The following is a 22,036-nucleotide window of genomic DNA, read 5'->3' as shown; positions in this document are numbered from 1 at the left end:
CTGCCCTATGACCGACTATTCCCCTGACGCCACCGACTGGCGGATCCTTGAGGCGCTTCAGCGGGACGGCCGCGCCAGCTTCACCGAGCTCGCCCGCTCGGTGTCCATGTCCGCGAGCGCCGTCACCGAGCGGGTCCGCAGGCTGGAGGAGGCGGGTGTGATCACCGGCTACACCGCCGTCGTGGACCCGGAGAAGCTCGGCAAGTCGATCCTCGCCCTGGTGCGACTGCGCTATCCGCACGGCAACTACAAGCCGTTCCGCGACTTCCTGGAAGCCACCCCGGAGATCCTGGAGGCGCACCACGTCACGGGCGACGACTGCTTCGTCCTCAAGGTGGCGACGCGCTCGATGGGACACCTGGAGGAGGTCACCGGCCGGATCGCGGGCCTCGGCCCGGTGACGACGAGCATCGTCTACTCCTCGCCGCTGCCCCGCCGCCCGCTCAGTCCGTGAGCGCCGCCGTCCGGTGGCGCACGACGGAGCCGCCGCGCTGCTTGACGATCTCCAACTGGGCCTGGACCCGGGTCCGCAGGTCGGCGACGTGACTGACGATGCCGACGCTGCGGTCCCGCTCGCGCAGTGAGTCCAGGACGTCGAGCACCTCGTCCAGCGCCTGGTCGTCGAGGCTGCCGAAACCCTCGTCGATGAAGAGGGTGTCGAGGCGCGTGCCGCCCGCCTCGTCGGTGACCACGTCCGCGAGGCCCAGCGCGAGGGCGAGCGAGGCGAAGAAGGTCTCGCCGCCCGACAGGGTGGCGGTGTCCCGCTCGATGCCGGTCCACGCGTCGACCACGTGCAGTCCGAGGCCGGAGCGCCCCCGTCCGCTCGCCCTCGCGTCGGAGTGCACCAGGGTGTAGCGGCCGCCGGACATGCGCAGCAGCCGCGCCGTCGCGGCGGCGGCCACCTGCTCCAGGCGGGCGGCGAGCACGTAGGCCTCCAGGCGCATCTTGCGCTCGTTGTCGGCGGAGGTGCCGGCGGTCAGTCCGGCCAGCCGGGCCACCCGGTCGTAGGCCTCGCGCAGCGGGCCGAGCGCGCGCAGTTCCTGCTCCGTCTGCCGGGAGAGCCGGTCCAGTTCGGCGCAGCGGACGCGGGCCGCGTCGCAGGCGGAGCCTGCCGTACGGAGCTTCGCCGCGGTCTGGACCGCGTACGCCTCGGCGGCGTCCGGTGCGGCCGGAGGCAGTGCCGCGGCATCGGCGGCATCGGTCTCGCCGAGGCGGTCCGCCAGGAGGGCCTCCTCCGCCTGCCAGGCGTCCATCCGGTGTTGGAGCGCGGTGCGTTCGTACTCGGGGAGAACGGCTTCGGCAGCGGCCTCGATGGTGTCGAAGCCCGCCTTGAAGGCGGCGTCGGCGAGCTGGTCGTCGGCCTCCTTCAGCCGGGCGGCGGCCGTCTCGGCGCGGCGCAGGCAGGCGGCGGCCGCGGCGACCATCCTGACCCGGTCCTCCAGGGTCCGGGCGCGGGCCGCGACGGTGGGCGCGTCGCGCCGTACGAGGGCGAGTTCGGCCTCCAGCGAGGCCTGTTCCCGGTCCAGGGCTTCACGGCGCGAGGCCCGGGCGGCGGCCCGGGTCTCGGCGTCGAGCCGGTCGGCGCTGCGCGCGGCGTGTTCCCGCTCGGCCCGGGCGAGCTGCTCCCGGGCGGCGTGCAGGCCGGCGGCCGCGGCATGGGCGGCGGCGTGCCGGGTGGTCAGGTCGGTGGTCAGGGCCAGGAGTTCGGCGGTGGTGGACTCCCCCGCGGCGGACGCGGCCTCGGCGCGCGCCTCCTGGGCGGCGGCGAGCCGGCGTTCGACGGCGGCCCGGGCCTGCTCGGCCTGTTCGAAGGTGGCGTGGGCGGCATCCTCGGCGGCCCGGTCGACGTGGCCGGGGGCGGGACGGGCCGGCGCCGGGTGCTCCGCCGATCCGCACACGGTGCAGGCCTCTCCGGCCACCAGGGCTTGGGCGAGTTCGGCGGCGATGCCGCGCAGCCGGGCCTCCTTGAGCTCCAGCCAGCGTTCGCGCGCGGCGGCCGACTCCTCGCGCAGGTCGAGCAGTTCGCTTTCGGCGCGCTCGGCGTCGGCGGCGAACTCGTCCCGCCTGCGGGCAGCGTTCAGGTTCATCCGGGCCGGTTCCAGCCTCCCCGCGAGCTGCTCGGCCAGGGTGGCGGCCTGCTGGGCGGCGTCCAGCCGCTCCTGGAGGGCGGTCCGGGTCTCCTCCCAGCGCTCCAGCCACTCGGCGGACTCCTGGTGCTGCTCCTCGGCGGCCCGGGACTCCCGTTCCAGGTCGGCCCGTTCGCGGCCGATCTCGGCGCTGCGCTGCTCGGCGCGGTGGGCGGCGCCGAGCGCGCCGAGTTCCTCGCGCAGCCGCTGCTCGACGGTGGCCAGCTGCTCGGTGCCCGCCTCGCGCAGCGGCGGCGGGAGTTCCGCCCGGGCCGCCGTCTCGGCGTGCGCGGCGGCGAGGTGCGCGGCGGAGGCCGCGCCGCGCAGCTCCAGGGCGGGGGCCACCAGGGCTCCGCGCCGGGCCCCGTCCAGCAGGCCGCGTACCCGCTCGCGTTCGGGCTCCGCCTCGGCGAGCAGCGCGGCCCGGCGGGCGGTCTCCGCGTGCCGGCGCTGGAGCCGGTCGAGTTCCCGCGCGTCCTCGGCGGCCCGGCGGGCGGCGGCGTGCCGGCTCTCGACGGCGGCGAGCGCGTATTCGGCGACGTCGAGCCGTTCGCGGGCGGAGCAGCGGGCGACGGCCGCCCAGGCGCGGACCGCTTCGGCCAGCCCGGGATCTCCCGGCTGGTGTCCGGGCAGCGGCCAGGCGCGCAGGTCAGCGCTGTCCCCGGCGGCCTGGGCGAGCCGCTGGGCGGTGTGGAGCACCTTCTCGTCGCCGGCCCGGACCCTGGCCTCGGCGGCCCGGCGACGTTCACCGAGCAGGGCCTCGACGGCGGCGAAGCGGCGGGTGTCGAAGAGCCGGCCGAGGAGCCGGCCGCGCGCCGCCTCGTCGGCGCGCAGGAAGCGTGCGAACTCCCCCTGCGGCAGCAGCACGACCTGGCAGAACTGCTCACGGCTCATGCCGAGCAGCTGCTCGATCTCCTCGCCGATCTCCTGGTGGGAGCGGCTGAGCGCCTCCCAGCCCTCGCCGGTGTGCTCGCGCAGCCGGCTCTGCGCCTTGTCCTTGGTGGTGCCCGTGCCCCGCTTCTTCGGACGCTCCTGTTCGGGGCGCCTGGTGATCTCCAGGCGGCGGCCGCCCGCGGTGAGTTCGAGGGTGACCTCGGTGGGGGTGCCGGCGCCGGCGTGGTCGCTGCGCAGGCTCGTGCCGGGGGCCTGGCGGGGGCCGGGCACGGATCCGTAGAGGGCGTAGCAGACGGCGTCGAGCACGGAGGTCTTCCCGGCGCCGGTGGGGCCGTGCAGCAGGAAGATCCCGGCGCCGGACAGGGCGTCGAAGTCGATCTCCTGGGGCTCGGCGAACGGTCCGAAGGCGGTGACGGCCAGCCTGTGCAGCCTCATCGGCGGGTCTCCCGGCAGCTGTCGTCGGCTCGTACGTCGTCGAAGGCGCCTTGGAGGACGGCCCGTTCGGCCTCGTCCGGGTGGCCGCCGCCGCGCACGTGGGCGACGAAGTCCTCGGCGATCTGCTGGTCGGTGCGGCCGCGCAGGCGCTGGGCGTAGGAGGCGCCGGTCTCCTCCCGGCGGCCCTCGGGGTCGAAGGCGAGGGTGAGGGTGTGCGGGAACCGGGTGGCGATGCGGGCCATGGGGTCGTCGGGGCGGACCGGGTCGGTGAGGGTGGCCTCCACCCAGGCGTCCTCGTGCACGGCGTACGCGGGGTCGTCGAGGAGGTCGTCGATCCGTCCGCGCAGCCGGGCGAGGGGGCGCGGCACGGGGGTGTCGATGCGCTCGGCGCCGCTGATCTCTCCTCCCGCGCCCAGTTCGATCAGCCACATGGTCTTGCGGTGGCCGGCTTCGGAGAAGGAGTAGGCGAGCGGGGAACCGGAGTAGCGGACCCGGTCGTTGATCGTCTGGCATCCGTGGAGGTGGCCGAGGGCGGTGTAGTCCACCCCGTCGAAGACGGAGGCGGGCACGGCCTCGACGCCGCCGACGCTGATGTCGCGCTCGCTGTCGCTGGCCTGCCCGCCGGTGACGAAGGCGTGCGCCAGGACGACGGAGCGGGTGCCGGGCGGGCGGGTGGCGAGGTCGGCCCGGATCCGGTCCATGGCCGCGCCCAGGACCGCCTCGTGGCTGACCTTCCGCGCGCTGAACTCGTCCTTGACCAGGGCGGGCTCCAAGTACGGCAGCCCGTAGAGCGCCACGTCACCGTGGGCGTCGGCCAGTACGACGGGGTCGGCGCAGCCGGCCGGGTCGGTCCGCAGGTGGATCCCGGCGCGGCCGATCAGCCCGGCTCCGACCCCGAGGCGGCGCGCGGAGTCGTGGTTACCCGAGATCATGACGGTGGGCACGCCGAGCTCCGCGAGCCGGTGCAGGGCCCGGTCGTACAGCTCGACGGCGGGCAGCGGGGGCACGGCGCGGTCGTAGACGTCGCCGGCGACGAGGACGGCGTCGACCTCGTGCGTGCGGACCGTCTCGACGAGGTGGTCCACGAAGGCCGCCTGGGCGCCGAGCAGGTTCACCCGGTGGAAGGCCCGGCCGAGGTGCCAGTCGGAGGTGTGCAGGAACTTCACTCGCCGGCCCCGCCGCACATGCCGTCTCCCCCTGGTCGTCTCCCGCTCGCTGAACCCCCCTACGCTAACCCGTCCCCGGGGGCGCTCAGGGCGCGTACGTCTCCCCGCCCAGGGTGAGACGGGCCGTACCGGCCGTGCTGTCGGCGAGCCAGGCCTGGAAGGCGGGCAGATCGGCCTCGGGGAGGGCGACCTCGATCTCCACGGCGGTCCCGTAGCGCAGGTCCACCACGGTCCTGCCGGTGGAGCGCAGGTCGTTCTGCGTCTTGCCGGCCCGCTGGTGGTCGACGGTGACGGTGGCCAGCCGGTAGCGCCGCCGGGTGACGGTGCCGACCTCGTCGAGGGCCTCGCCGACGACGCCGCCGTAGGCGCGGATCAGCCCGCCGGCGCCGAGCTTCACGCCGCCGTAGTAGCGGGTGACGACGGCCACGGCGTAGCGCACGTCCCGGCGCATGAGCATCTGCAGCATGGGCACCCCGGCGGTGCCGCCGGGCTCCCCGTCGTCGCCGGCCTTCTGGACGGCGGCGTCGGCGCCGATGACGTAGGCGTAGCAGTTGTGCGAGGCGGTGGGGTGCTCCTTGCGGATGCGCGCGATGAACTCCTGCGCCTCCTGCTCGGTCGCGGCGGGCGCGAGCGAACACAGGAAGCGCGAGCGGTTGATCTCCGACTCGTGCGCGCCCTCACGGGCCACCGTCACGTACTGGTCTGCCTTCACCGCTCCACCCTAAGCCGTGGCCACCCCCGGCCCGGCGGCCACGACCGGCGGCTCCCCGCCGAGCCTGCGAGTGACGTTGAGCACCTCGCCTTGAGCACCTCGCCTTGAGCACCTCGCCCGCCGACGGGGCGCTGAAGACCGGGTCGTGGAAGGCGGACCGGGCCCGGGCGTCCGCGGGGAATCGGGCGTCGGGCTTTTCGGTTGATGCGGCTGAGCAGTGGCGGCAGACGACAGACAACATCAGCAGGAGGCGGCGCGCGTGTACGGCGATCCGGCAACCATTCGCAAGATCCTCACCGAGCTCGGTGACACCTGGGCCGTGGTGGGCCTCTCGAACAACAGGGACCGGGCGGCCTACGGGGTGGCGCGCGTGCTCCAGCAGTACGGCAAGCGCGTGGTCCCCGTGCACCCCAAGGCCGAGACCGTGCACGGCGAGCCCGGGTACGCCTCGCTGGAGGCGATCCCGTTCAAGGTGGACGTGGTGGACGTCTTCGTGAACAGCGAACTGGCCGGGGCGGTGGCCGACCAGGCGACCGCCGTCGGCGCCGAGGCCGTCTGGTTCCAGCTCGGCGTGATCGACGAAGCCGCCTTCGACCGGACCCGCGAGGCCGGGCTGACCATGGTCATGGACCGCTGCCCGGCGATCGAGATCCCTGCTCTCTAGCCTTCCCGGGCCGCGGCCGCTGCACCGTGCGCGTGCGTGGTGGCCGCGGCCACCGGTGCGGACACCGGGGGGACCGACACCGCGAGGGTCATCTCCATCGGTACGGAGCCTTCGTTGCGGTAGGAGTGCGGGAGGTTGGCCTCGAAGGTGGCCGCGGCCCCGGCGGGGACGCGGAACTGCTCCTCGCCGACCACCAGGGTCAGCTCCCCGGCCGTGACGTGCAGCATCTCGATGGTGCCGGAGGGGTGAGGGACGGAGTCCGTGCCCTCACCCGGCACCAGGTGCCAGGTCCACAGCTCCATGGGCCCGCGCTCGTCGGTCCCGATCAGCATGGTCGTCGAGCTGCCCGCCTCGCTCGACCAGATCCGCACCACCTGTTCCGGCGGGACGACCCGGACCTGCGGGCCGCGGTCGTAGTCGAGGAGTGCGGAGATGCTGACGCCGAGCGCGTCGGCCAGCCTCACCGTGGTGCCCACGCTGGGATTCGTACGGGCCTGCTCGATCTGGATGATCATCCCGCGGCTCACACCGGCGCGGGCCGCGAGGGAGTCCAGCGTGAAGCCGCGCTCCCCGCGCCACCTCTTGAGGTTCCGGGCGAGCGCCTGGGTGAGCTGTTCGAGATCCGACACCATTCCGTCCAATATCCTGGATGACACGGTCCAACAGACTGCACTACCGTGTTCTGTATTCGATGCTGCACTCCGGCGTTCACTGCACTGTACTGCGAGGCCCCCGATGACCGCCTTCTTCGCCCTGGCCACAGCCGTCCTGTGGGGCCTCGCCGACTTCGGAGGCGGACTGCTGACGCGCCGGATACCGGCGCTCACGGTGGTGGTCGTCTCGCAGATCGTCGCCGTCGTCGTGCTCGGCGCCGTGGTCCTCGGCACCCGCGCCTGGCACGAGGCCGGTCCACAGCTGTGGTTCGCGGTCGCCGCGGGCCTGGTGGGGCCCGTCGCCATGCTCAGCTTCTACAAGGCGCTGGCCCTCGGGCCGATGGGCGTGGTCTCACCGCTCGGCTCCCTCGGCGTGGTCGTGCCGGTCACCGCCGGGCTGATGCTCGGCGAGCGCCCCGGCCTCGGCCAGTTCGCGGGAATCGCAGTCGCCGTCGTCGGCATCGTCCTCGCCGGCGGCCCCGAGCTGCGCGGCGCCCCCGTCCGGCGGCAGGCCGTGGTCCTCACGCTGGTCGCGGCCTTCGGCTTCGGCGCGGTGATGGCCCTGATCGCGGAGGCCTCGACCACCGTCACCGGTCTCTTCCTCGCACTGTTCGTCCAGCGGGTCACCAACGTCACCGTCGGCGGCGCCGCCCTGTGGGCGCAGTCCCGGCGCGGCGTCCCCGCCCTTCCGGAAGGCACCGGCCCGCGGATCCTGCGGGGGCTGCTGCCGGCCCTGGCCTTCGTCGGCCTGGCGGACGTCGCGGCGAACGGCACGTATTCCGTAGCCGCCCAGAACGGCCCGGTCACCATGGCCGCCGTACTGTCCTCGCTCTACCCGGTGATCACCGCACTCGCCGCCTTCGCCGTCCTCAAGGAGCGGCTGCGCACCGTGCAGGCGGCGGGCGCCGGACTGGCCCTGGCGGGAACGGTCCTGCTGGCCGCGGGCTGAACGGCGGGGCGCTACTTCTCGGCCTCGGCGAGCCCGGCCTCCGCCATACCCGCCTCCGCGAGCCCCGCCTCCGCCAGTTCGACCTCGGCCAGCTCGGCCTCGGTGAGCTCGGCCAGCCCCCGCAGCTGCTCCGGCGTCACGCCGTCCGGGATCGGTACCGGCGCCGGGGTCCGCAGCGGCGGCTGCCACCCCGTCTCCGGTGTCCAGCGCCGTACGATGCGGGCCGGCGCCCCCGCCACCACGGCGTGGTCGGGCACCTCGCCCCTCACGACCGCACCGGCGGCCACCACCACGTTGCGGCCGAGCCGCGCGCCCGGCAGGATCACCGCGCCCGTGCCGAGCCAGCATCCGGGGCCGATCTCCACCGGCGCGCTGCGCGGCCACTGCCGGCCGACGGGCTCGTGCGGGTCGTCGTAGCTGTGGTTCGTGGAGGTGATGTAGACACCGGGCCCGCAGAAGGTGTTCGAGCCGATCTCAATGCGCGCGTCGGCGATGACGTGGCTGTCCCGCCCGATGACGACCCCGTCGCCGAGCACCAGCATCGGCTCCGCGCCCAGGTCGAGGTCCGGCATCATGCCGGCGGTGAGGGTGACCTGCTCGCCGATGATGCAGTGGCCGCCGAGCCGGATCCACCGCTCGCCGAAGACCGTGCCCTGCGGGAAGGCGAGCCGGGTACCGTCCCCGATCGCACCGAAGCGCAGCCGGCCCGGGGTCTGCGCTGTCACCGCGCCGGCCTGCTGCATCCAGCGCCAGCCGGTGTGGACCACACGGCTCGCCAGCCGCCGGCGCAAGACCGCCACGGATGAGAACGTGTTCTTTTTCTTCGGCACCCGGCCACGGTAGTGCGCCCGGCGGCGGTCGTCCGGACCACGGTCCTGTGATCTTCACCCCATCGCCGGGACGGCGGGCGGCGTGGCCTACGGTGCTGTTGGCGCGGCAACCGGACGACCGACCAGAGGGAAGCGAACATGACGCAGCAGACGGCCCAGGCACTCGTGGCGGGTGTCGGCGGAAAGCACCCGGACATCGACCCCACCGCGTTCACCGCGCCCACCTCGGTCGTGCTCGGAGAGGTCACCCTCGCCGCCGGCGCCAGCATCTGGTACTCGGCGGTGCTGCGCGCCGACTGCGGCCCGATCACGCTCGGCGCCGACAGCAACGTGCAGGACAACTGCACGCTCCACGTCGACCCTGGCTTCCCCGTGTCCATCGGCGAGCGCGTCTCCATCGGCCACAACGCCGTCGTACACGGCTGCACCGTCGAGGACGACTGCCTCATCGGCATGGGCGCCACCGTCCTGAACGGCGCGGTGATCGGGGCCGGCTCCCTGGTGGCCGCGCAGGCGCTGGTCCCGCAGGGCATGGTGGTCCCGCCCGGTTCGCTGGTCGCGGGCGTCCCCGCGAAGGTGCGCCGTGAGCTGACCGACGAGGAGCGCGAGGGCATCAAGGTCAACGCCCAGATGTACGTGGAACTGGCCAAGCAGCACCGCGCCTCGGTGACCCCCGAGGGCTAGGCCGTCTCCTTCGGATCGTGCCGGGCCCGCGTCGCCGGGCAAGATCCGAAGGAGACGACCTCCGTGTCTTGTGGATCAGGCAGGACCCGGTCCACCGGGCACGCCTGGTCGCGGGTGACGCTCCGCCGCCGTCACTCCCCGACCGTGGCGCGGGCCGTCGGCTGCGCGGGGATCTCCGTGCCGGCCGCCCCCGCGGCCTCGGCCGCCTTCTTCATCCGGCTGCGCACCATCAGGGTCACGACGAGCCCGAACACCACCGCGAGGCCCAGGGCCAGCCAGGAGAACCGCTTCAGCCAGGGCTCCGCGACGATGCCGACCGAGTAGATGACGGCGGTGGTCCCGCCCGCCCAGAGGATCCCGCCGAAGACGTTGGCGACGAGGAACCGCCAGTACGGCATGTGCAGCACGCCCGCGAGCGGCCCCGCGAAGATCCGCAGCAGCGCGACGAAACGGCCGAAGAAGACGGCCCACATGCCCCACTTCTCGAAGGAGCGTTCCGCCAGAGCGACCTGCTGGGGCCCGAAGTGCTTGGGGAAGCGCCGGCCCAGCCGCTCCAGCAGCGGCTTGCCGCCCCGGCGTCCGATGGCGTAGCCGATCGAGTCGCCCACGATCGCGCCGGTGATCGCGCACAGCCCGAGTACGACGGGGTCGATCTCCCCGTGCTGCGAGGCCAGCAGCGCCGAGCTGACCAGGATGATCTCGCCGGGCAGCGGGATGCCGAGGCTCTCCAGGCCGATGACCAGACCCACCAGGAGATAGATGCTGACCGCCGGAATCGTCTCCAGCCATTCCTGGATGTCCACCGGTACGTCCTCCCGAGTCGTCCCCGGCGCGTCCCCTGTGACACGCCGAACGGGCAGCCTATCGGCTCGCCGCAGCGACCTTCGCCCTCAGAGGCAGTTCGCGTGAGGAACGTCCCGCGAACACCTCGCGGCGTCCGGAGCCCAGCACCCAGGCGTGCTGTTCCGGGTCCCACGACGACAGCGTCCGGGCGTCGATGTCGACGGTGACGCGCTGCGCCGCGCCCGGCGGCAGGGTGATCCGCCGGTATCCGGCGAGTGCGCGCACCGGCTGGTCGAGCCGGAGCTCCTCGGACGGGCCCACGTACACCTGGGCGACCTCGGTGCCCTTGCGCCGGCCGGTGTTGCGGACGGTGAACTCCACCCGCAGTCCGCCGTGCTGCGGGCGGACCGTGAGCTTCTCATACTGCCAGGTCGTGTACGACAGGCCGTGCCCGAAGGGGAAGAGCGGGGTCGCCCGCTTGGCGTCGTACCAGCGGTGGCCGACGTGGACGCCCTCGGAGTACTCCTGCCGGCCGCCCACTCCCGGGTAGCGCGCGGGGTCGGCGCCGACCGGGGTCGTCCGCTCGTCGGCCGGGAAGGTCTGGGTGAGGCGGCCCCCGGGGTCCACGTCGCCGAAGAGGACGTCGGCGGTGGCCGCGGCGCCCTCCTGCCCCGGGTAGTACATCTGGAGGACCGCGCCGGTACGGGAGAGCCACGGCATGGTCGTACCAGAGGGGGTGTTGAGCACGACCGTCGTACGGGGGTTCGCGGCGGCGACCGCCTCGATCAGCCGTTCCTGCCCGCCCGGGAGCGCCAGCGAGGTCCGGTCCCTGCCCTCGGTGGCGTCCTCGTAGGCGAACAGGACCACGCTGCGGGCCGCCTTCGCTGTGCGTACCGCCTCGGCGAGGTCCTCGGCCCGGATCGCCCCGGTGATGTGCCGCAGGCGCAGGCGCTGGCCCTTGTCCCCGCCGGTGGCGGTGACGGCGAGCCGGTGGGTGCCCGCCTTGAGGGCGAGGGTGCGGCGGCGCACGGCCATCCCGTCCGGTGCGGCGCCGAGGAGTGCGCCCGCGTAGTGCTCGGCCACGCCCTGCCGGACGGGGAACAGCTCCTCCCCGTCGAGGCGTACGCCCGGCCGCTTGCCGGTGTAGTGGACCAGCAGGGTCCACTCGTCGTCGGCCGCGAGGCGGAAGGTGCCTTCGTGGGTCCACACCTGCCCGGGGCCCACCTCGCGGTGCTCCAGATCTGCGGCCGGAGTCAGCAGCTTCGCCGGGAGCGGCCGCCCGTAGAGGTCCTCGCCGAGGGCGTGGCGCACGGCGCCGGCGTTCCCGACCCGTCGCCGGATGGCGGTGAGCGGCGCGTCCGCGCCGTCGGGGACCACGTGTGAGCTGCCCCCGCCGCCGACGAACGGCACTTGGGCGGTGGGTCCGATCACCGCGATCGAGCGGGCCGCGGCCCCGGTCAGCGGCAGGGTGGCGTGCTCGTTGCGCAGCAGCACCGCGCCGGCGGTGGCCACCTTGCGGGCGACCCGGGCCCCGGCCGGGGCATCGCGCGGGGGCCGGGCGGGCTGCCGGGCCGCCAGCAGTCCGAAGCGGTCCATAGTGGACAGGATCCGGTGCACGGCCTGGTCGACGGCGGCCTCCGGCACGGAGCCCCCGTGCACCGCCTCGCGCAGCGGTTCGCCGAAGTGGGTGCCGCCGGGCATCTCCATGTCGAGGCCGGCGCGGATGGCGGCGACGGTGCTGTGGGCCGCGCCCCAGTCGGAGACGACCCAGCCGTCGAACCCCCAGCTCCCGCGCAGCAGTTCGTCGAGCAGCGGCCTGCTCTCGCAGGCGTGGACCCCGTTGACCTTGTTGTAGGAGCCCATCACGGCGCCCGCGCCGGCGGCCACGGCGGCCTCGAAGCCCCGTAGCTCGGTCTCGCGCAGGGTCTGCTCGCCGACGGACACGTCGACGGTGTCGCGGCCCTGTTCCTGGTTGTTGAGGGCGAAGTGCTTGACGGTGGCGATGAGTCCCTCGTCCTGGATCCCGCGGACCAGCTCGCCGACCAGGTCGGCGGTCAGCCGCGGGTCCTCGGAGAAGGTCTCGAAGTTCCGGCCGGCGTAGGGGGTGCGGATGAGGTTGACCATGGGGGCCAGCACGACGTCCTGGCCGAGGGCCCGGCCTTCGCGGCCGATGACCCGTCCGTACTCGCGGGCCAGCGCCGGGTCGAAGGCGGAGGCGAGCAGCACCGGCGCGGGCAGTGCGGTGGCCGGCCGGGACACCCGTACCCCGGCGGGCCCGTCGGCGAGCCGCAGGGCCGGGATGCCCAGGCGCGGTACGCCGGGCACGTAGCCGGCCTGGCCGCGGCCGGCGGGGTCGGGGGCCCCGTGCAGCAGGGCGGTCTTCTCCTGGAGGGTGAGCCGCTCCAGCAGGGCGTCGATCCGGGCGGCGCCACCCGTACCGGTCCCGGTGCCGCTCCCGGTGGCGGGTGCGCCCGCGGCGCCGGTGGCGGGCCCGCTCCGGCCTGCGCCGGGCTCAGGCACGGCCGGGGCGCAGCCGCCGGCTCCGAGGGCCGCGCCCACCCCGCCCGCCGCCGCGATCATCCGCATCGCCGAACGTCTGGACAGGTCCTCGCTCATGGGTGCTCCCTGCGGCGCGGGTCGGCGGGAGCGGCCCGCGCCGGACCGCTCCCCGGGCCACTGTGCTCCGTGTGTCCGCGGGCCCGGCCGAGACGCGCCACCGCGGGCGCCCGGGTTCAGCCCTCCGGCAGGGGCGGCAGGCCGTCGGTGGTGCGCCGGGGCTCGTCCTGGCTCTGGATGCGCGCCTCGGTGCGGTGTCCGCGGGCGATGTAGTCCCGTACGACGGCCTCGACCGCGTCCTGTGGCGAGCCGACCCCGGCGAGCACCATCACCTCCACCACGAGTTCGGCGTCGAGGCTGATGTTGACCTTGGCCACGGGTACCCCCTCCATCGTCGTGGCAGGACTCTAGACCGTCCGGCAGGACGCCTGCCCACCCGACGGCACGGTCCGCGCACCAGGACGCCGGAAAGCAGTACGTGCCCGCCACCAGTGGGTGCCTTGTCGATCCGTCCGGCCGCGAGCCCGGCATGATCGGCAAGACACCCCCAGGGCGGCGGGCACGTACCCGGCAGGCGTTACGCGTTCGGGCGCAGCGTCCAGACGACGGTCATCTCGCCCGTGACGGCCTCGTCCTCGCGCTGGATGGAGATGGTGACGGGGAACTCGGGGCGGCCGCCCGCGTCGAGTTCGGCCACGACCTCCGCGGCCGGGCGGCCGAGGGTGGCGGTGGCGGTGACGACGCCCTTGGCGAGCTTCTTGTAGCCGATCTCGGCCTTCACGGCGAGGGGCACGGCCCGGGAGAGCTGGTCGCCGAAGGCGGCCAGGACGATGGCGCCGCTCGCGGACTCGGCGAGGGTGAACATGGCGCCGGCGTGCGGGCCGCCGACGTGGTTGTGGTAGTCGGGCTGGTCCGGGAGCCGGACGACCGCACGCTCGGGGGTGGTCTCCAGGAACTCGAGGTTCAGGGTCCGGGCCATCGGCACGGTCGCGGCGAGCAGTTCGCCCACGTTCATCTGATCTGCGCTCATGGGACGCGATGTTACCCACGAGTAGAGAGGATTGGCCAGAGCTCTCCGGGGGGCGGCCGTGGCTCCCGGGGACCGCTCCCACTATCGTTACCGGCCATGTGGCCAGGACAGCAGCAGCCGCCCGGGGGCGAGCAGAACCCCCAGGACGCGCATCAGAACCCGTACGCGCAGTCGCCGGGACAGCCGGCGCAGCCGAACCCGTACCAGCAGCAGCCCGGCTACGGATACCCGCAGCAGCCCGGCTACCCGCAGCAACCGGGATACCAGCAGCCCCCGACCGTTCCGGGCCAGCAGTGGAGCCAGCCCCAGGCGGCCCAGCAGCCCCAGCCCTCCGGCGGGAGCCCGTACTCGACCAAGACCGTGGCCATCGTCGCGGCCGCGGCGGTCGTCGTCGCGGCAGCCGCGACCGGAGCGTACGTCCTGACCCGGGACGACAAGAACACCGAGGCCAACGACAAGCCGCCGGCCGCGAGCTCCTCCGTCCCGGCCGACTCGCCCGCCCCGGCCGGCAGCAGCCCGAACCCGCGGGCCGGCGGCGCGATGCAGCCGGTCATCCCGGGCTGGAAGGTCGTCACCAACACGAAGTACAACGTCGCCTACGACGTCCCCCCGGAGTGGAACGTCAACGACCCCGGCGTCTCCCTCTTCTACGACGACGAGGTCAAGAACGACGGCAAGCCGGTCATCACGATGTCCGGCACCGCCACCCTCAAGCGGGAGTGGTGCACCGTCGACAAGGACGCCGACGGCAACCTCGAAAAGTTCTCGATCGCGGACAGCGGCGTCAAGGGGGCCCAGGGCGCCAAGGACACCGCCCAGGCGGCGACCGACAACACCGGCACCTGGGTGTGGGCGGGCTTCGCGCAGAAGGAGCCCAGGGGAACGGTCAAGGTGACCGACCCCAAGGAGTTCACGACCGCCTCCGGGATCAAGGGCCACATGGTGGTCGCGACCGCACCGAACGTGAAGAAGGAGCACAAGTGCTCCACCGACGGCAAGGCGGTCGGCTTCGCCTTCAGGAACGCCGCCGGTGACTTCGCCAGCTTCGCGCTGGTCACCGCGGCCGGCGTGAAGGAAGAGGTCCCCACGGAGATCTCCGACAAGATCCTCAGCTCCATCCGGCTCTCCACCGGATGATCTCCGGCTGAACCCGTCCCCGCCCCGGCGCCGGGAATCCGTTTTGGATTCCCGGCCCGGGGCGGGGATAGTCCGGGGGTGAGTTCTCCCCCCGACGCCCCGCACCGTACGCCCGAGCCCCGCCGCAGCCGCAGCCGGCCGGAGTGGGCCGGCCGCAACTACACCCTGCTCACGGGTGCGGCGGTGGTCACCAATCTCGGCAGCCACGGCGCGCTCATCGCCTCCGCCTTCGCCGTCCTGGAAGCCGGCGGATCCGGCGGCGACGTGGGCCTGGTCGCGGCCGCCCGGACCCTGCCGCTCGTCCTCTTCCTGCTCGTCGGCGGCGCCGTCGCCGACCGGCTGCCGCGCCACCGCGTGATGGTCGCCGCCAACGCCCTGAACTGCCTCTCGCAGGCCGTCTTCGCGCTGCTCGTCCTCACCGGCGACCCGCAGCTGTGGCAGATGATGCTGCTGACCGCCCTGTGCGGCACCGGTACGGCCTTCTTCAACCCCGCGGCCGAGGGCATGCTCCTCTCCACGGTCTCCGGCGAACACGCCAACCGGGCCTTCGCCCTCTTCCGCATGGCCATGAACGGCGCCGGCATCGGCGGAGCGGCGCTCGGCGGGGCGATGATCGCCGCGATGGGCCCGGGCTGGGTGCTGGCCGTGGACGCCGGGGCGTTCGCGATCGCCGGCGCGCTGCGCGCCTTCCTCGACGTCAGCCGTGCGCCGGACCGGGCCCCAGGCGGCGGCCTGCTGGCCGATCTGCGGGAAGGGTGGACAGAGTTCCACACCCGGCCCTGGCTGTGGAGCATCGTGCTCCAGTTCTCCGTCGTCGTCGCCGTCGTCGGCGCCGCGGAGGCGGTCTACGGTCCGCTGGTCGCCCGGGACCGGCTGGGCGGACCGGCGCCCTGGGGACTGGCCCTGGCGCTGTTCGGGGTCGGCACCATCGCCGGGGCCGTCCTGATGATGGTGTGGAAACCGCGGCGGCTGCTTCTGGTCGGCACGCTGTGCGTGTTTCCACTGGCGCTGCCTTCGGCGGGCCTGGCCGTCCCGTTGCCGGTGTGGGGGCTGTGCACGGTGATGTTCGTCAGCGGGGCCGCGATCGAGGTCTTCGGTGTGAACTGGATGACGACGATGCACCAGGAGATCCCCGAGGAGAAGTTCTCCCGGGTCTCCGCCTACGACTGGTTCGGCTCGGTCTCGATGCTCCCGCTGGCCACGGCCCTGGCGGGGCCGGTCGAATCGGCCTTCGGCCGCACCGAGGCCCTGTGGGGCTGCGCGACGCTGGTCGTCCTGGTCACCGCTCTGGTCCTGCTGGTCCCGGACGTGCGCCGCATGACGCGCAGGCCGTCCCTCCACAAGACCGGGGGTCACGCCGCCTCCGACGCCGCGCCGGCCTCCTCGCCCGCCCCGCCTTCCTCGCCTTCCTCGTCCAGCCTCACCCCAGGCTGAACGCGCCCTCCGGCGGAGCCGGCGAGGGAGCTGCGTCCGCGTCGGGGACGGGAGCCGCGCCCCTGACGAGGCGGGCCAGGCCGTCGCCGTACTCGACCCGGGCGGGAAAGGCGTCGGACGCGCACCGCCGGGCCAGCGCCCCCACGTCCAGCGGGGTGTCGGAGGCCAGCAGCACCGCGTTCCCGAAGCGCCGCCCCCTGAGCACCGACGGCTCGGCGACGAGCGCGAGCTCCGTGAAAGCGGTGGCGAAGTTGGCCAGTTGGCTCCGCAGGAAGTCGAAGGGCGCCCCGTCCGCCAGGTTCGCCGCGTACAGCCCGCCGGGCCGCAGCACTCGCGCTGCCTCCCGCGCGTACTCCAGCGAGGTCAGCTGCGCCGGCACCCGCGAGCCGCCGAACACGTCGGCGACCACCACGTCCGCGCTCCCCGCGGGCGCGGCCGCCAGCCAGGCCCGGGCGTCGGCGGTGTGCACGGTGATCCCGGACCCCTCCGGCAGCGGCAGGTGCTCGGTGACCATTTCCACCAGGCCGGCGTCGAACTCGACCACCGCCTGCCGGGATCCGGGCCGGGTGGCCGCGGCGTAGCGGGGCAGGGTGAGCGCGCCGCCGCCCAGGTGCAGCAGGTCCAGCGGGAGGCCGGGGTCCGCCGCGCAGTCCAGGACGTGCCCGAGGCGGCGTACGTACTCGAATTCCAGGTGCTGCGGATCGTCCAGGTCCACATAGGACTGAGGGGCACCGTCGACGGTCAGCAGCCAGGCCCGTTCCCCGTCGACGTCCGGCATCAGCTTGGCGGTGCCCTGGCCCACGTCCCGTGTCACCGGGATCCGTTCGTCGCTCACCGCTCCATTCTCCGCCACAGCCCCTACGTCGCCCCGCCCGACCAGACGGCCGCCGCCTCGGCGGCGTGCTGCGGGGCCTGCGCCAGGCCGGCGCGGGCGGCCGGGTCGCGCCGGGCCGGGTCCAGGACGTTGCGCCCGAAGGCCTTGCGGGCCGTGTCCGACGGGGTGATGAGCAACACCCGCGCCCCCGCCTCGCGCAGCCGGGCCGCCTGCGCGGCCGGTGAGGGGACGAGCCCGGAGCCGAGCGCGATCGGGGCGATGATCACCACGCGCGCGTAACCGGCGGCGAGGTCGGCGTTGGTGGCGGAACGGATGCCGCCGTCGATGAAGCGGCGCCCGCCGACGGTCACCGGGGGCCACACCCCGGGCACCGCACAGCTCGCCGCGACCGCGTCGACCAACCCGCTGCCGCTGTCCCGGTCGAAGGCCCGGAGCTCACCGCTGAGCGCGTCGACCGCGGTGACCACGAGGCGCCGCTCGGGCCACTCGTGGGAGACCAGCCGGGCCGCCAGTACCTTGCGGCGTTCCGCCTCTGGGCCGGTGTCCGCGGCCAGGGCCATCGCTCCCACCCGCCGGCGGTACGCGGCCGCGTCGCGGCGCGAGCGCGCCATCGCCAGCGCGTACCGGGCGATGACGCCCGCGCCCAGCCTGGCGGCGGTCTCCCCGACGGCATCGCCCAGCTGGCGCTCGTACAGCTCCTGCGCGCTGAACCGTCCCGAGGTGAGCTGGGCGCCGACCACCGACCCGGCCGAGGTGCCGACGACCAGGTCCGCGGTGGTGAGGTCCACGCCCGCGCGGGCGAGCCCGTAGAGGATCCCGCACTCCCAGCCGACGCCGGTCAGTCCGCCGCCGCCGAGCACCAGTGCCGTGTCGCCGCCCATCTCCGCCGCCCCCTCTGCTCATGCCTGTGGTGACGGCAGTCTGGCGCAGCCTTCCTGCCGTCACCACAGGGGGGTCCCGATCTCGGACGGGTCAGCCCAGGACGGCTGTCACCGTCCCGGCGCCGACGGTCCGTCCGCCCTCACGGATCGCGAAGCCGAGGCCCGCCTCCAGCGGGACGTCCCGTCCGAGCTCGACGGTCATCGTGACCGTCTCACCGGGCCGGGCGACCCCCGCGAGCCCCAGGTCCACGTCCCCCACCACATCGGCGGTGCGGATGTAGAACTGCGGCCGGTAGCCGCTGGCGACCGGTGTCGTACGGCCGCCCTCGCGCCCGGAGAGCACGTACACCTGCGCGCTGAAGCGGCGCTTGGGCGTCACGCTGCCGGGGGCGGCCACCACGTGCCCGCGGCGCACGCCGTCGCGCGGCACACCGCGCAGCAGCAGCGCGACGTTGTCCCCGGCCTCGGCGGACTCCATCGGCTTGCCGAAGGTCTCCAGGCCGGTGACGACCGTCTCGACCGGCTCGCCGTCGCCGCCCAGGACGGCGACGCGGTCGCCGAGGCGTACGCTGCCGCGCTCGACGGCCCCGGTCACGACCGTCCCGCGCCCGGTGATGGTGAGCACGTTCTCCACGGGCAGCAGGAACGGCGCCCCGGTGTACCGCACCGGCGTCGGCACGTAAGTGTCCACCGCGTCCAGCAGGGCCTCGATCGCCCCGGTCCACCTGGGGTCGCCCTCCAGCGCCCCGAGCCCGGAGACCCGTACGACGGGCGCGCCGTCACCGCCGTAGCCGTGCGCGGTGAGCAGTTCGCGGACCTCCAGCTCGACCAGGTCGGTCAGCTCGGGGTCCCCCGCGTCGGCCTTGTTGAGCGCGACCACGATGTGGTCGACGCCGACCTGGCGGGCGAGGAGCACGTGCTCGGCGGTTTGTGGCATGACCCCGTCGAGCGCGGAGACGACGAGGATCGCGCCGTCGAGCTGCGCGGCCCCCGTGACCATGTTCTTGATGTAGTCCGCGTGACCGGGCATGTCGACGTGGGCGTAGTGGCGGGTGTCGGTCTCGTACTCGACGTGCGTGAGGTTGATGGTGATGCCCCGGCGGGCCTCCTCGGGGGCCCGGTCGATGCGGTCGAAGGGCACGAAGGAGGCGCCGCCGCGCTCGGCGAGGACCTTGGTGATGGCGGCGGTGAGGGTGGTCTTGCCGTGGTCGACGTGACCCATGGTGCCGATGTTGAGGTGCGGCTTGGTCCGCACGAAGGCCGTCTTGGCCATGATCTCTTCCCGTTGCTCGAAGCGTGGACGGGACCCCTGGACCGAGCCGACCCTCCCCCTGCGGGGTCCGCCGGACGATCCGGGAAGGGTCAGCTTCGTGCGCCGTCGAATGCGGCGAAGGCGGGTGCGCCCGCGAATTCGGCAGCCTTCGGCGCGTCCGCGACTGCGGACGGCGCTGCGGGGAAGGCGTACCGGGACATGTCCCCGATCCTGCCGGACCGTGCCGCGTCCGTCGAATGAATTACCGGGCGAACCGGCGGACGCTCAGAGGTTCTTGAGTGCTTCGCGCACGGACAGCGGGGACAGGGCGCCGCGTTCGGCGTCGACGAAGGCGCGCACCGCGTCGGGATCCGTCTTGGCGTACTCGCGCAGGGCCCAGCCGATGGCCTTGCGGAGGAAGAAGTCCGGGTGGTCGGCCCGGCGGCGGCAGTGGGCGAAGAGCCGCCCGGTGTCGGTGGCGTCCTTGTGGCGGAGTTGGTGGAGGAGGGCGGCACGGGCGAGCCACAGGTCCTCGCCCGCGATCCATTCGTCCATCACGGCGGCGAGGCCGGGGTCGGCGGCCACCAGCGGGCCGACGGTGTGCACGGCGAGCAGGTCGACGGTGTCCCACCAGGGGACGGTGGTGATCAGGTGCCGCACGACCGGCAGGAGTCCCGAGGAGCAGCGGTCGACGTGGCGGCGCAGGTAGTCCACCGCGAAGTAGTGGTACTCCCGCTCGGGAAGCCGCCAGCAGCGCAGCGCGAGCGCCGCGCAGTCCGCTTCCGACGGCCGCGGCGTGTTCTCGGTCACTGCCCTGGACAGTTCCCGGCGCAGCGGTGTGGGGATGCCGAGGAAGGGGGCGACGTGCCTCATGTACGCGGCCATGGCCTCGGCCCGCGCGGGATCGGCCGCAGCCGCGTACGTCCCGGTCAGCCGCTCCAGCAAGGTGCCCGCGAGGGCGCTGCGGGGAACCCCGGGGGGCCGTTCGCCGTTCGACAGCATGAGGCCCAGATTACGGCGCGATGCCGCATACCTCGGCTAGTCTCCCGGGATGTCCCTCCTCCTCGCGCCGTGGACCCGGCTGGCGCTGCTCGTCGTGCTGCTCGCCGCGGCCGGCGTGTGCGTGCTGGTCTACGAACCCCAGCGGATCCTCTCTGAGGGCTGGCCCCCCGGCCTCCCGGTGGGCGCGGCCGTCCTGTCGTTCGCAGCCGTGTACGGCGTGTGCTCGGCTGCGTTCGTGCCGCGTCCCCTGCTGAACCTGGCCGCGGGAGCCGTCTTCGGCACGCAGTTCGGCCTCGTCACGGCGGTCGGGGGCACCGTGCTGGGCGCCGGCATCGCCTTCGGGCTCGGCCGGGTCATGGGCCAGGAGGCTTTGCGTCCGTTTCTGCGCGGGCGGCTGCTGGAAGCGGCCGACGGCCAGCTCAGCCGACACGGCTTCCGCTCGATGCTCGCGGTGCGGCTCTTCCCCGGGGTGCCCTTCGTGGTGGCCAACTACTGCGCGGCGGTGTCCCGCTGCGGCTGGGCGCCCTTCCTGCTGGCCACGGCGCTCGGCGTGGTCCCGAACACCACGGCGTACGTGATCGCGGGGGCCAGCGCCTCCTCCCCCGGATCCCCCGCCTTCCTCGTCTCGTTCGGCTTCATCGTGGTCTCGGTGGTGGCCGCCGGAGTCGTCGGCTGGCGCAAAAGGCACCGCCTGGCACCCCTTCGAACGGGCGATCCGGCGTGTGAACTGACGTCCCAGCACCCCCCTGTGGTCAGCGCCGCTTCGCACGGGCCCTAGCATCGGGGGCGAACTGCCCGACGATCACAAGGACGAGCGCACCCCGACATGAGCTGGTTCGAATCCCTAATCCTCGGTCTCGTCCAGGGGCTTACGGAGTTCCTCCCGATCTCCTCCAGCGCCCACCTGCGGCTGACCGCGGCATTCGCCGGCTGGCACGACCCAGGAGCGGCCTTCACGGCCATCACCCAGATCGGCACCGAGGCCGCCGTTCTGATCTACTTCCGCAAGGACATCGCGCGGATCGTCTCCACCTGGTTCCGTTCCCTGTACACGAAGGCCCTGCGCTCCGAACAGGACGCCAAGATGGGCTGGCTGGTGATCGTGGGCTCGCTCCCGATCGGCATCCTCGGCCTCGTGTTCAAGGACGCGATCGTCGGTCCGGCGCGCGACCTGCGGTTGACGGCCACCACCCTCATCGTGATGGGCATCGTGCTGGGCGTCGCCGACCGGCTGGCCGCCCGCGACGAGGAGGGCGGCCGGCACCGGGCGATCCGCGAGCGCAAGACGCTCCAGCAGCTGGGCGTCAAGGACGGTCTGATCTTCGGCTTCTGCCAGGCGATGGCCCTGATCCCAGGTGTCTCGCGCTCCGGCGCCACGATCTCCGGCGGTCTGCTGCTGGGCTTCACCCGCGAGGCGGCGGCCCGGTACTCCTTCCTCCTCGCCATCCCGGCCGTGCTGGCTTCCGGCGCCTTCGAGATCAAGGACGTGATCGAGGAACCGGGCCACATCTCCTGGGGTCCGACGGTCTTCGCGACGGTCATCGCCTTCTTCGTCGGCTACGCCGTGATCGCGTGGTTCATGAAGTTCATCACCACCAAGAGCTTCATGCCCTTCGTGATCTACCGCATCGTGCTGGGCATCCTGCTGTTCGTGCTGATCGGCACGGACGTGCTGAGCCCGCACGCAGGCGAGTCCGGCTCGTAGCGCGCCACCACTTCGCGTGAATCGGAGGCCCCTCGGGAACGTTCCCGGGGGGCCTGCGCGTCGTTGTCCACGAAGAGACTGAAAGGCAAGAAGCAGGGGGTGTCCCATGGGTCGAGTGGTGCTGAAGCGTTTTCCGGCCGGAAGTCCGCGGGGGAGCTGGCCCGCCGAGGAGTACGCGGCGCAGCGGATGCGCGAGGGCGTGCCGGCCGAGGTGGTCATGGATCTGGCGAGCGACGCGTTCCTCGTCGTGGTCCGGCAGCGGGAGGCGCGTTCCGGTCACTGACGGGCCGCGCCGGGATCCCGTCGGC

General features: G+C 73.6%; 22 protein-coding genes. 9 read left to right on the top strand and 13 right to left on the bottom strand.

Translation table 11 applies throughout. From position 1 onward, the window contains the following. Positions 1 to 7: 7 nt before the first annotated feature. Positions 8 to 454: an Lrp/AsnC family transcriptional regulator gene (locus AB0F82_RS21750; RefSeq protein ID WP_356814657.1), complete on the top strand. Its 447-nt coding sequence runs from the start codon at positions 8 to 10 to the stop codon at positions 452 to 454. Here AB0F82_RS21750 and AB0F82_RS21745 read toward each other — a convergent pair. From AB0F82_RS21745 to AB0F82_RS21735, 3 genes are all read right to left on the bottom strand, one after another. Next, complete coding sequence (locus AB0F82_RS21745; RefSeq protein ID WP_362630181.1) at positions 444 to 3,455, bottom strand: SMC family ATPase; 3,012 nt, start codon at positions 3,453 to 3,455, stop codon at positions 444 to 446. The genes AB0F82_RS21750 and AB0F82_RS21745 overlap by 11 nt on opposite strands. Next, the gene (locus AB0F82_RS21740) at positions 3,452 to 4,621 is read right to left on the bottom strand and encodes an exonuclease SbcCD subunit D (RefSeq protein WP_362630178.1); all 1,170 of its coding nucleotides are present in this window, start codon (positions 4,619 to 4,621) and stop codon (positions 3,452 to 3,454) included. The genes AB0F82_RS21745 and AB0F82_RS21740 overlap by 4 nt, the downstream gene beginning before the upstream one ends. Before the next feature lie 85 nt (positions 4,622 to 4,706). After that, positions 4,707 to 5,333, bottom strand: coding sequence for a YigZ family protein (locus AB0F82_RS21735; RefSeq protein WP_362630175.1), 627 nt, complete (start codon positions 5,331 to 5,333; stop codon positions 4,707 to 4,709). A gap of 259 nt (positions 5,334 to 5,592) precedes the next feature. Between AB0F82_RS21735 and AB0F82_RS21730 the strand changes: the two genes are divergently transcribed. Beyond that, complete coding sequence (locus tag AB0F82_RS21730; protein WP_356814661.1) at positions 5,593 to 5,997, top strand: CoA-binding protein; 405 nt, start codon at positions 5,593 to 5,595, stop codon at positions 5,995 to 5,997. On the opposite strand, the gene AB0F82_RS21725 is transcribed toward AB0F82_RS21730, so the two are convergent. Then, positions 5,994 to 6,626 (bottom strand): helix-turn-helix domain-containing protein, encoded by a 633-nt coding sequence (locus tag AB0F82_RS21725; protein WP_362630391.1) that lies wholly within the window; start codon positions 6,624 to 6,626, stop codon positions 5,994 to 5,996. The genes AB0F82_RS21730 and AB0F82_RS21725 overlap by 4 nt on opposite strands. Before the next feature lie 106 nt (positions 6,627 to 6,732). On the opposite strand from AB0F82_RS21725, the gene AB0F82_RS21720 reads away from it, so the two are divergent. Then, the gene (locus AB0F82_RS21720; protein WP_362630172.1) at positions 6,733 to 7,599 is read left to right on the top strand and encodes a DMT family transporter; all 867 of its coding nucleotides are present in this window, start codon (positions 6,733 to 6,735) and stop codon (positions 7,597 to 7,599) included. Between the two features lie 11 nt (positions 7,600 to 7,610). On the opposite strand, the gene AB0F82_RS21715 is transcribed toward AB0F82_RS21720, so the two are convergent. Further along, on the bottom strand, positions 7,611 to 8,429 hold the full coding sequence (locus tag AB0F82_RS21715) for an acyltransferase (RefSeq protein WP_362630169.1): 819 nt from the start codon (positions 8,427 to 8,429) through the stop codon (positions 7,611 to 7,613). Between the two features lie 138 nt (positions 8,430 to 8,567). Between AB0F82_RS21715 and AB0F82_RS21710 the strand changes: the two genes are divergently transcribed. Beyond that, positions 8,568 to 9,113, top strand: coding sequence for a gamma carbonic anhydrase family protein (locus AB0F82_RS21710; protein ID WP_362630166.1), 546 nt, complete (start codon positions 8,568 to 8,570; stop codon positions 9,111 to 9,113). A gap of 131 nt (positions 9,114 to 9,244) precedes the next feature. On the opposite strand, the gene AB0F82_RS21705 is transcribed toward AB0F82_RS21710, so the two are convergent. From AB0F82_RS21705 to AB0F82_RS21690, 4 genes are all read right to left on the bottom strand, one after another. Continuing rightward, positions 9,245 to 9,916, bottom strand: a complete 672-nt coding sequence (locus tag AB0F82_RS21705; protein WP_362630163.1) for a DedA family protein — start codon at positions 9,914 to 9,916, stop codon at positions 9,245 to 9,247. 58 nt (positions 9,917 to 9,974) lie between these two features. Beyond that, positions 9,975 to 12,512 (bottom strand): glycoside hydrolase family 3 C-terminal domain-containing protein, encoded by a 2,538-nt coding sequence (locus tag AB0F82_RS21700; protein WP_362630160.1) that lies wholly within the window; start codon positions 12,510 to 12,512, stop codon positions 9,975 to 9,977. Positions 12,513 to 12,628: 116 nt separating this feature from the next. Further along, on the bottom strand, positions 12,629 to 12,829 hold the full coding sequence (locus AB0F82_RS21695) for a type II toxin-antitoxin system VapB family antitoxin (protein WP_356814668.1): 201 nt from the start codon (positions 12,827 to 12,829) through the stop codon (positions 12,629 to 12,631). Between the two features lie 200 nt (positions 12,830 to 13,029). After that, positions 13,030 to 13,482: a DUF4442 domain-containing protein gene (locus AB0F82_RS21690; RefSeq protein WP_362630157.1), complete on the bottom strand. Its 453-nt coding sequence runs from the start codon at positions 13,480 to 13,482 to the stop codon at positions 13,030 to 13,032. Positions 13,483 to 13,578: 96 nt separating this feature from the next. Here AB0F82_RS21690 and AB0F82_RS21685 point away from each other — a divergent pair, with 96 nt between their 5' ends. Both AB0F82_RS21685 and AB0F82_RS21680 read left to right on the top strand, forming a co-directional pair. After that, positions 13,579 to 14,619 (top strand): hypothetical protein, encoded by a 1,041-nt coding sequence (locus tag AB0F82_RS21685; RefSeq protein ID WP_362630154.1) that lies wholly within the window; start codon positions 13,579 to 13,581, stop codon positions 14,617 to 14,619. A 78-nt stretch (positions 14,620 to 14,697) separates the two neighbouring features. Further along, entirely contained in the window at positions 14,698 to 16,053 is a 1,356-nt protein-coding gene (locus AB0F82_RS21680) for an MFS transporter (protein ID WP_362630151.1), read from the top strand. Here AB0F82_RS21680 and AB0F82_RS21675 read toward each other — a convergent pair. The 4 genes from AB0F82_RS21675 to AB0F82_RS21660 form a co-directional block, all read right to left on the bottom strand. Next, positions 16,040 to 16,831, bottom strand: coding sequence for a spermidine synthase (locus AB0F82_RS21675; protein ID WP_362630388.1), 792 nt, complete (start codon positions 16,829 to 16,831; stop codon positions 16,040 to 16,042). The two genes, AB0F82_RS21680 and AB0F82_RS21675, sit on opposite strands and share 14 nt — an antisense overlap. Positions 16,832 to 16,911: 80 nt before the next feature. Further along, positions 16,912 to 17,769, bottom strand: coding sequence for a patatin-like phospholipase family protein (locus tag AB0F82_RS21670; protein WP_356814672.1), 858 nt, complete (start codon positions 17,767 to 17,769; stop codon positions 16,912 to 16,914). Positions 17,770 to 17,860: 91 nt separating this feature from the next. Then, the gene (gene tuf / locus AB0F82_RS21665) at positions 17,861 to 19,042 is read right to left on the bottom strand and encodes an elongation factor Tu (protein ID WP_356814673.1); all 1,182 of its coding nucleotides are present in this window, start codon (positions 19,040 to 19,042) and stop codon (positions 17,861 to 17,863) included. A gap of 264 nt (positions 19,043 to 19,306) precedes the next feature. Beyond that, a complete protein-coding gene (locus AB0F82_RS21660) occupies positions 19,307 to 20,023 on the bottom strand; it encodes a DNA alkylation repair protein (RefSeq protein ID WP_362630147.1) in 717 nt (238 codons plus the stop codon). A 49-nt stretch (positions 20,024 to 20,072) separates the two neighbouring features. On the opposite strand from AB0F82_RS21660, the gene AB0F82_RS21655 reads away from it, so the two are divergent. The 3 genes from AB0F82_RS21655 (at position 20,073) to AB0F82_RS21645 (ending at position 22,011) form a co-directional block, all read left to right on the top strand. Beyond that, positions 20,073 to 20,801, top strand: coding sequence for a TVP38/TMEM64 family protein (locus AB0F82_RS21655; protein ID WP_356814675.1), 729 nt, complete (start codon positions 20,073 to 20,075; stop codon positions 20,799 to 20,801). Positions 20,802 to 20,849: 48 nt separating this feature from the next. After that, positions 20,850 to 21,728 (top strand): undecaprenyl-diphosphate phosphatase, encoded by an 879-nt coding sequence (locus AB0F82_RS21650; protein ID WP_356814676.1) that lies wholly within the window; start codon positions 20,850 to 20,852, stop codon positions 21,726 to 21,728. Between the two features lie 115 nt (positions 21,729 to 21,843). Continuing rightward, a complete protein-coding gene (locus AB0F82_RS21645; RefSeq protein WP_362630404.1) occupies positions 21,844 to 22,011 on the top strand; it encodes a hypothetical protein in 168 nt (55 codons plus the stop codon). Positions 22,012 to 22,036 lie beyond the last annotated feature (25 nt).

It is taken from the genome of Streptomyces virginiae (assembly GCF_040638905.1).
GTDB lineage: Bacteria > Actinomycetota > Actinomycetes > Streptomycetales > Streptomycetaceae > Streptomyces > Streptomyces virginiae_B.
Note: the sequence above shows the minus strand (reverse complement) of the source record. Positions and strands in the feature narration are given on the sequence as shown.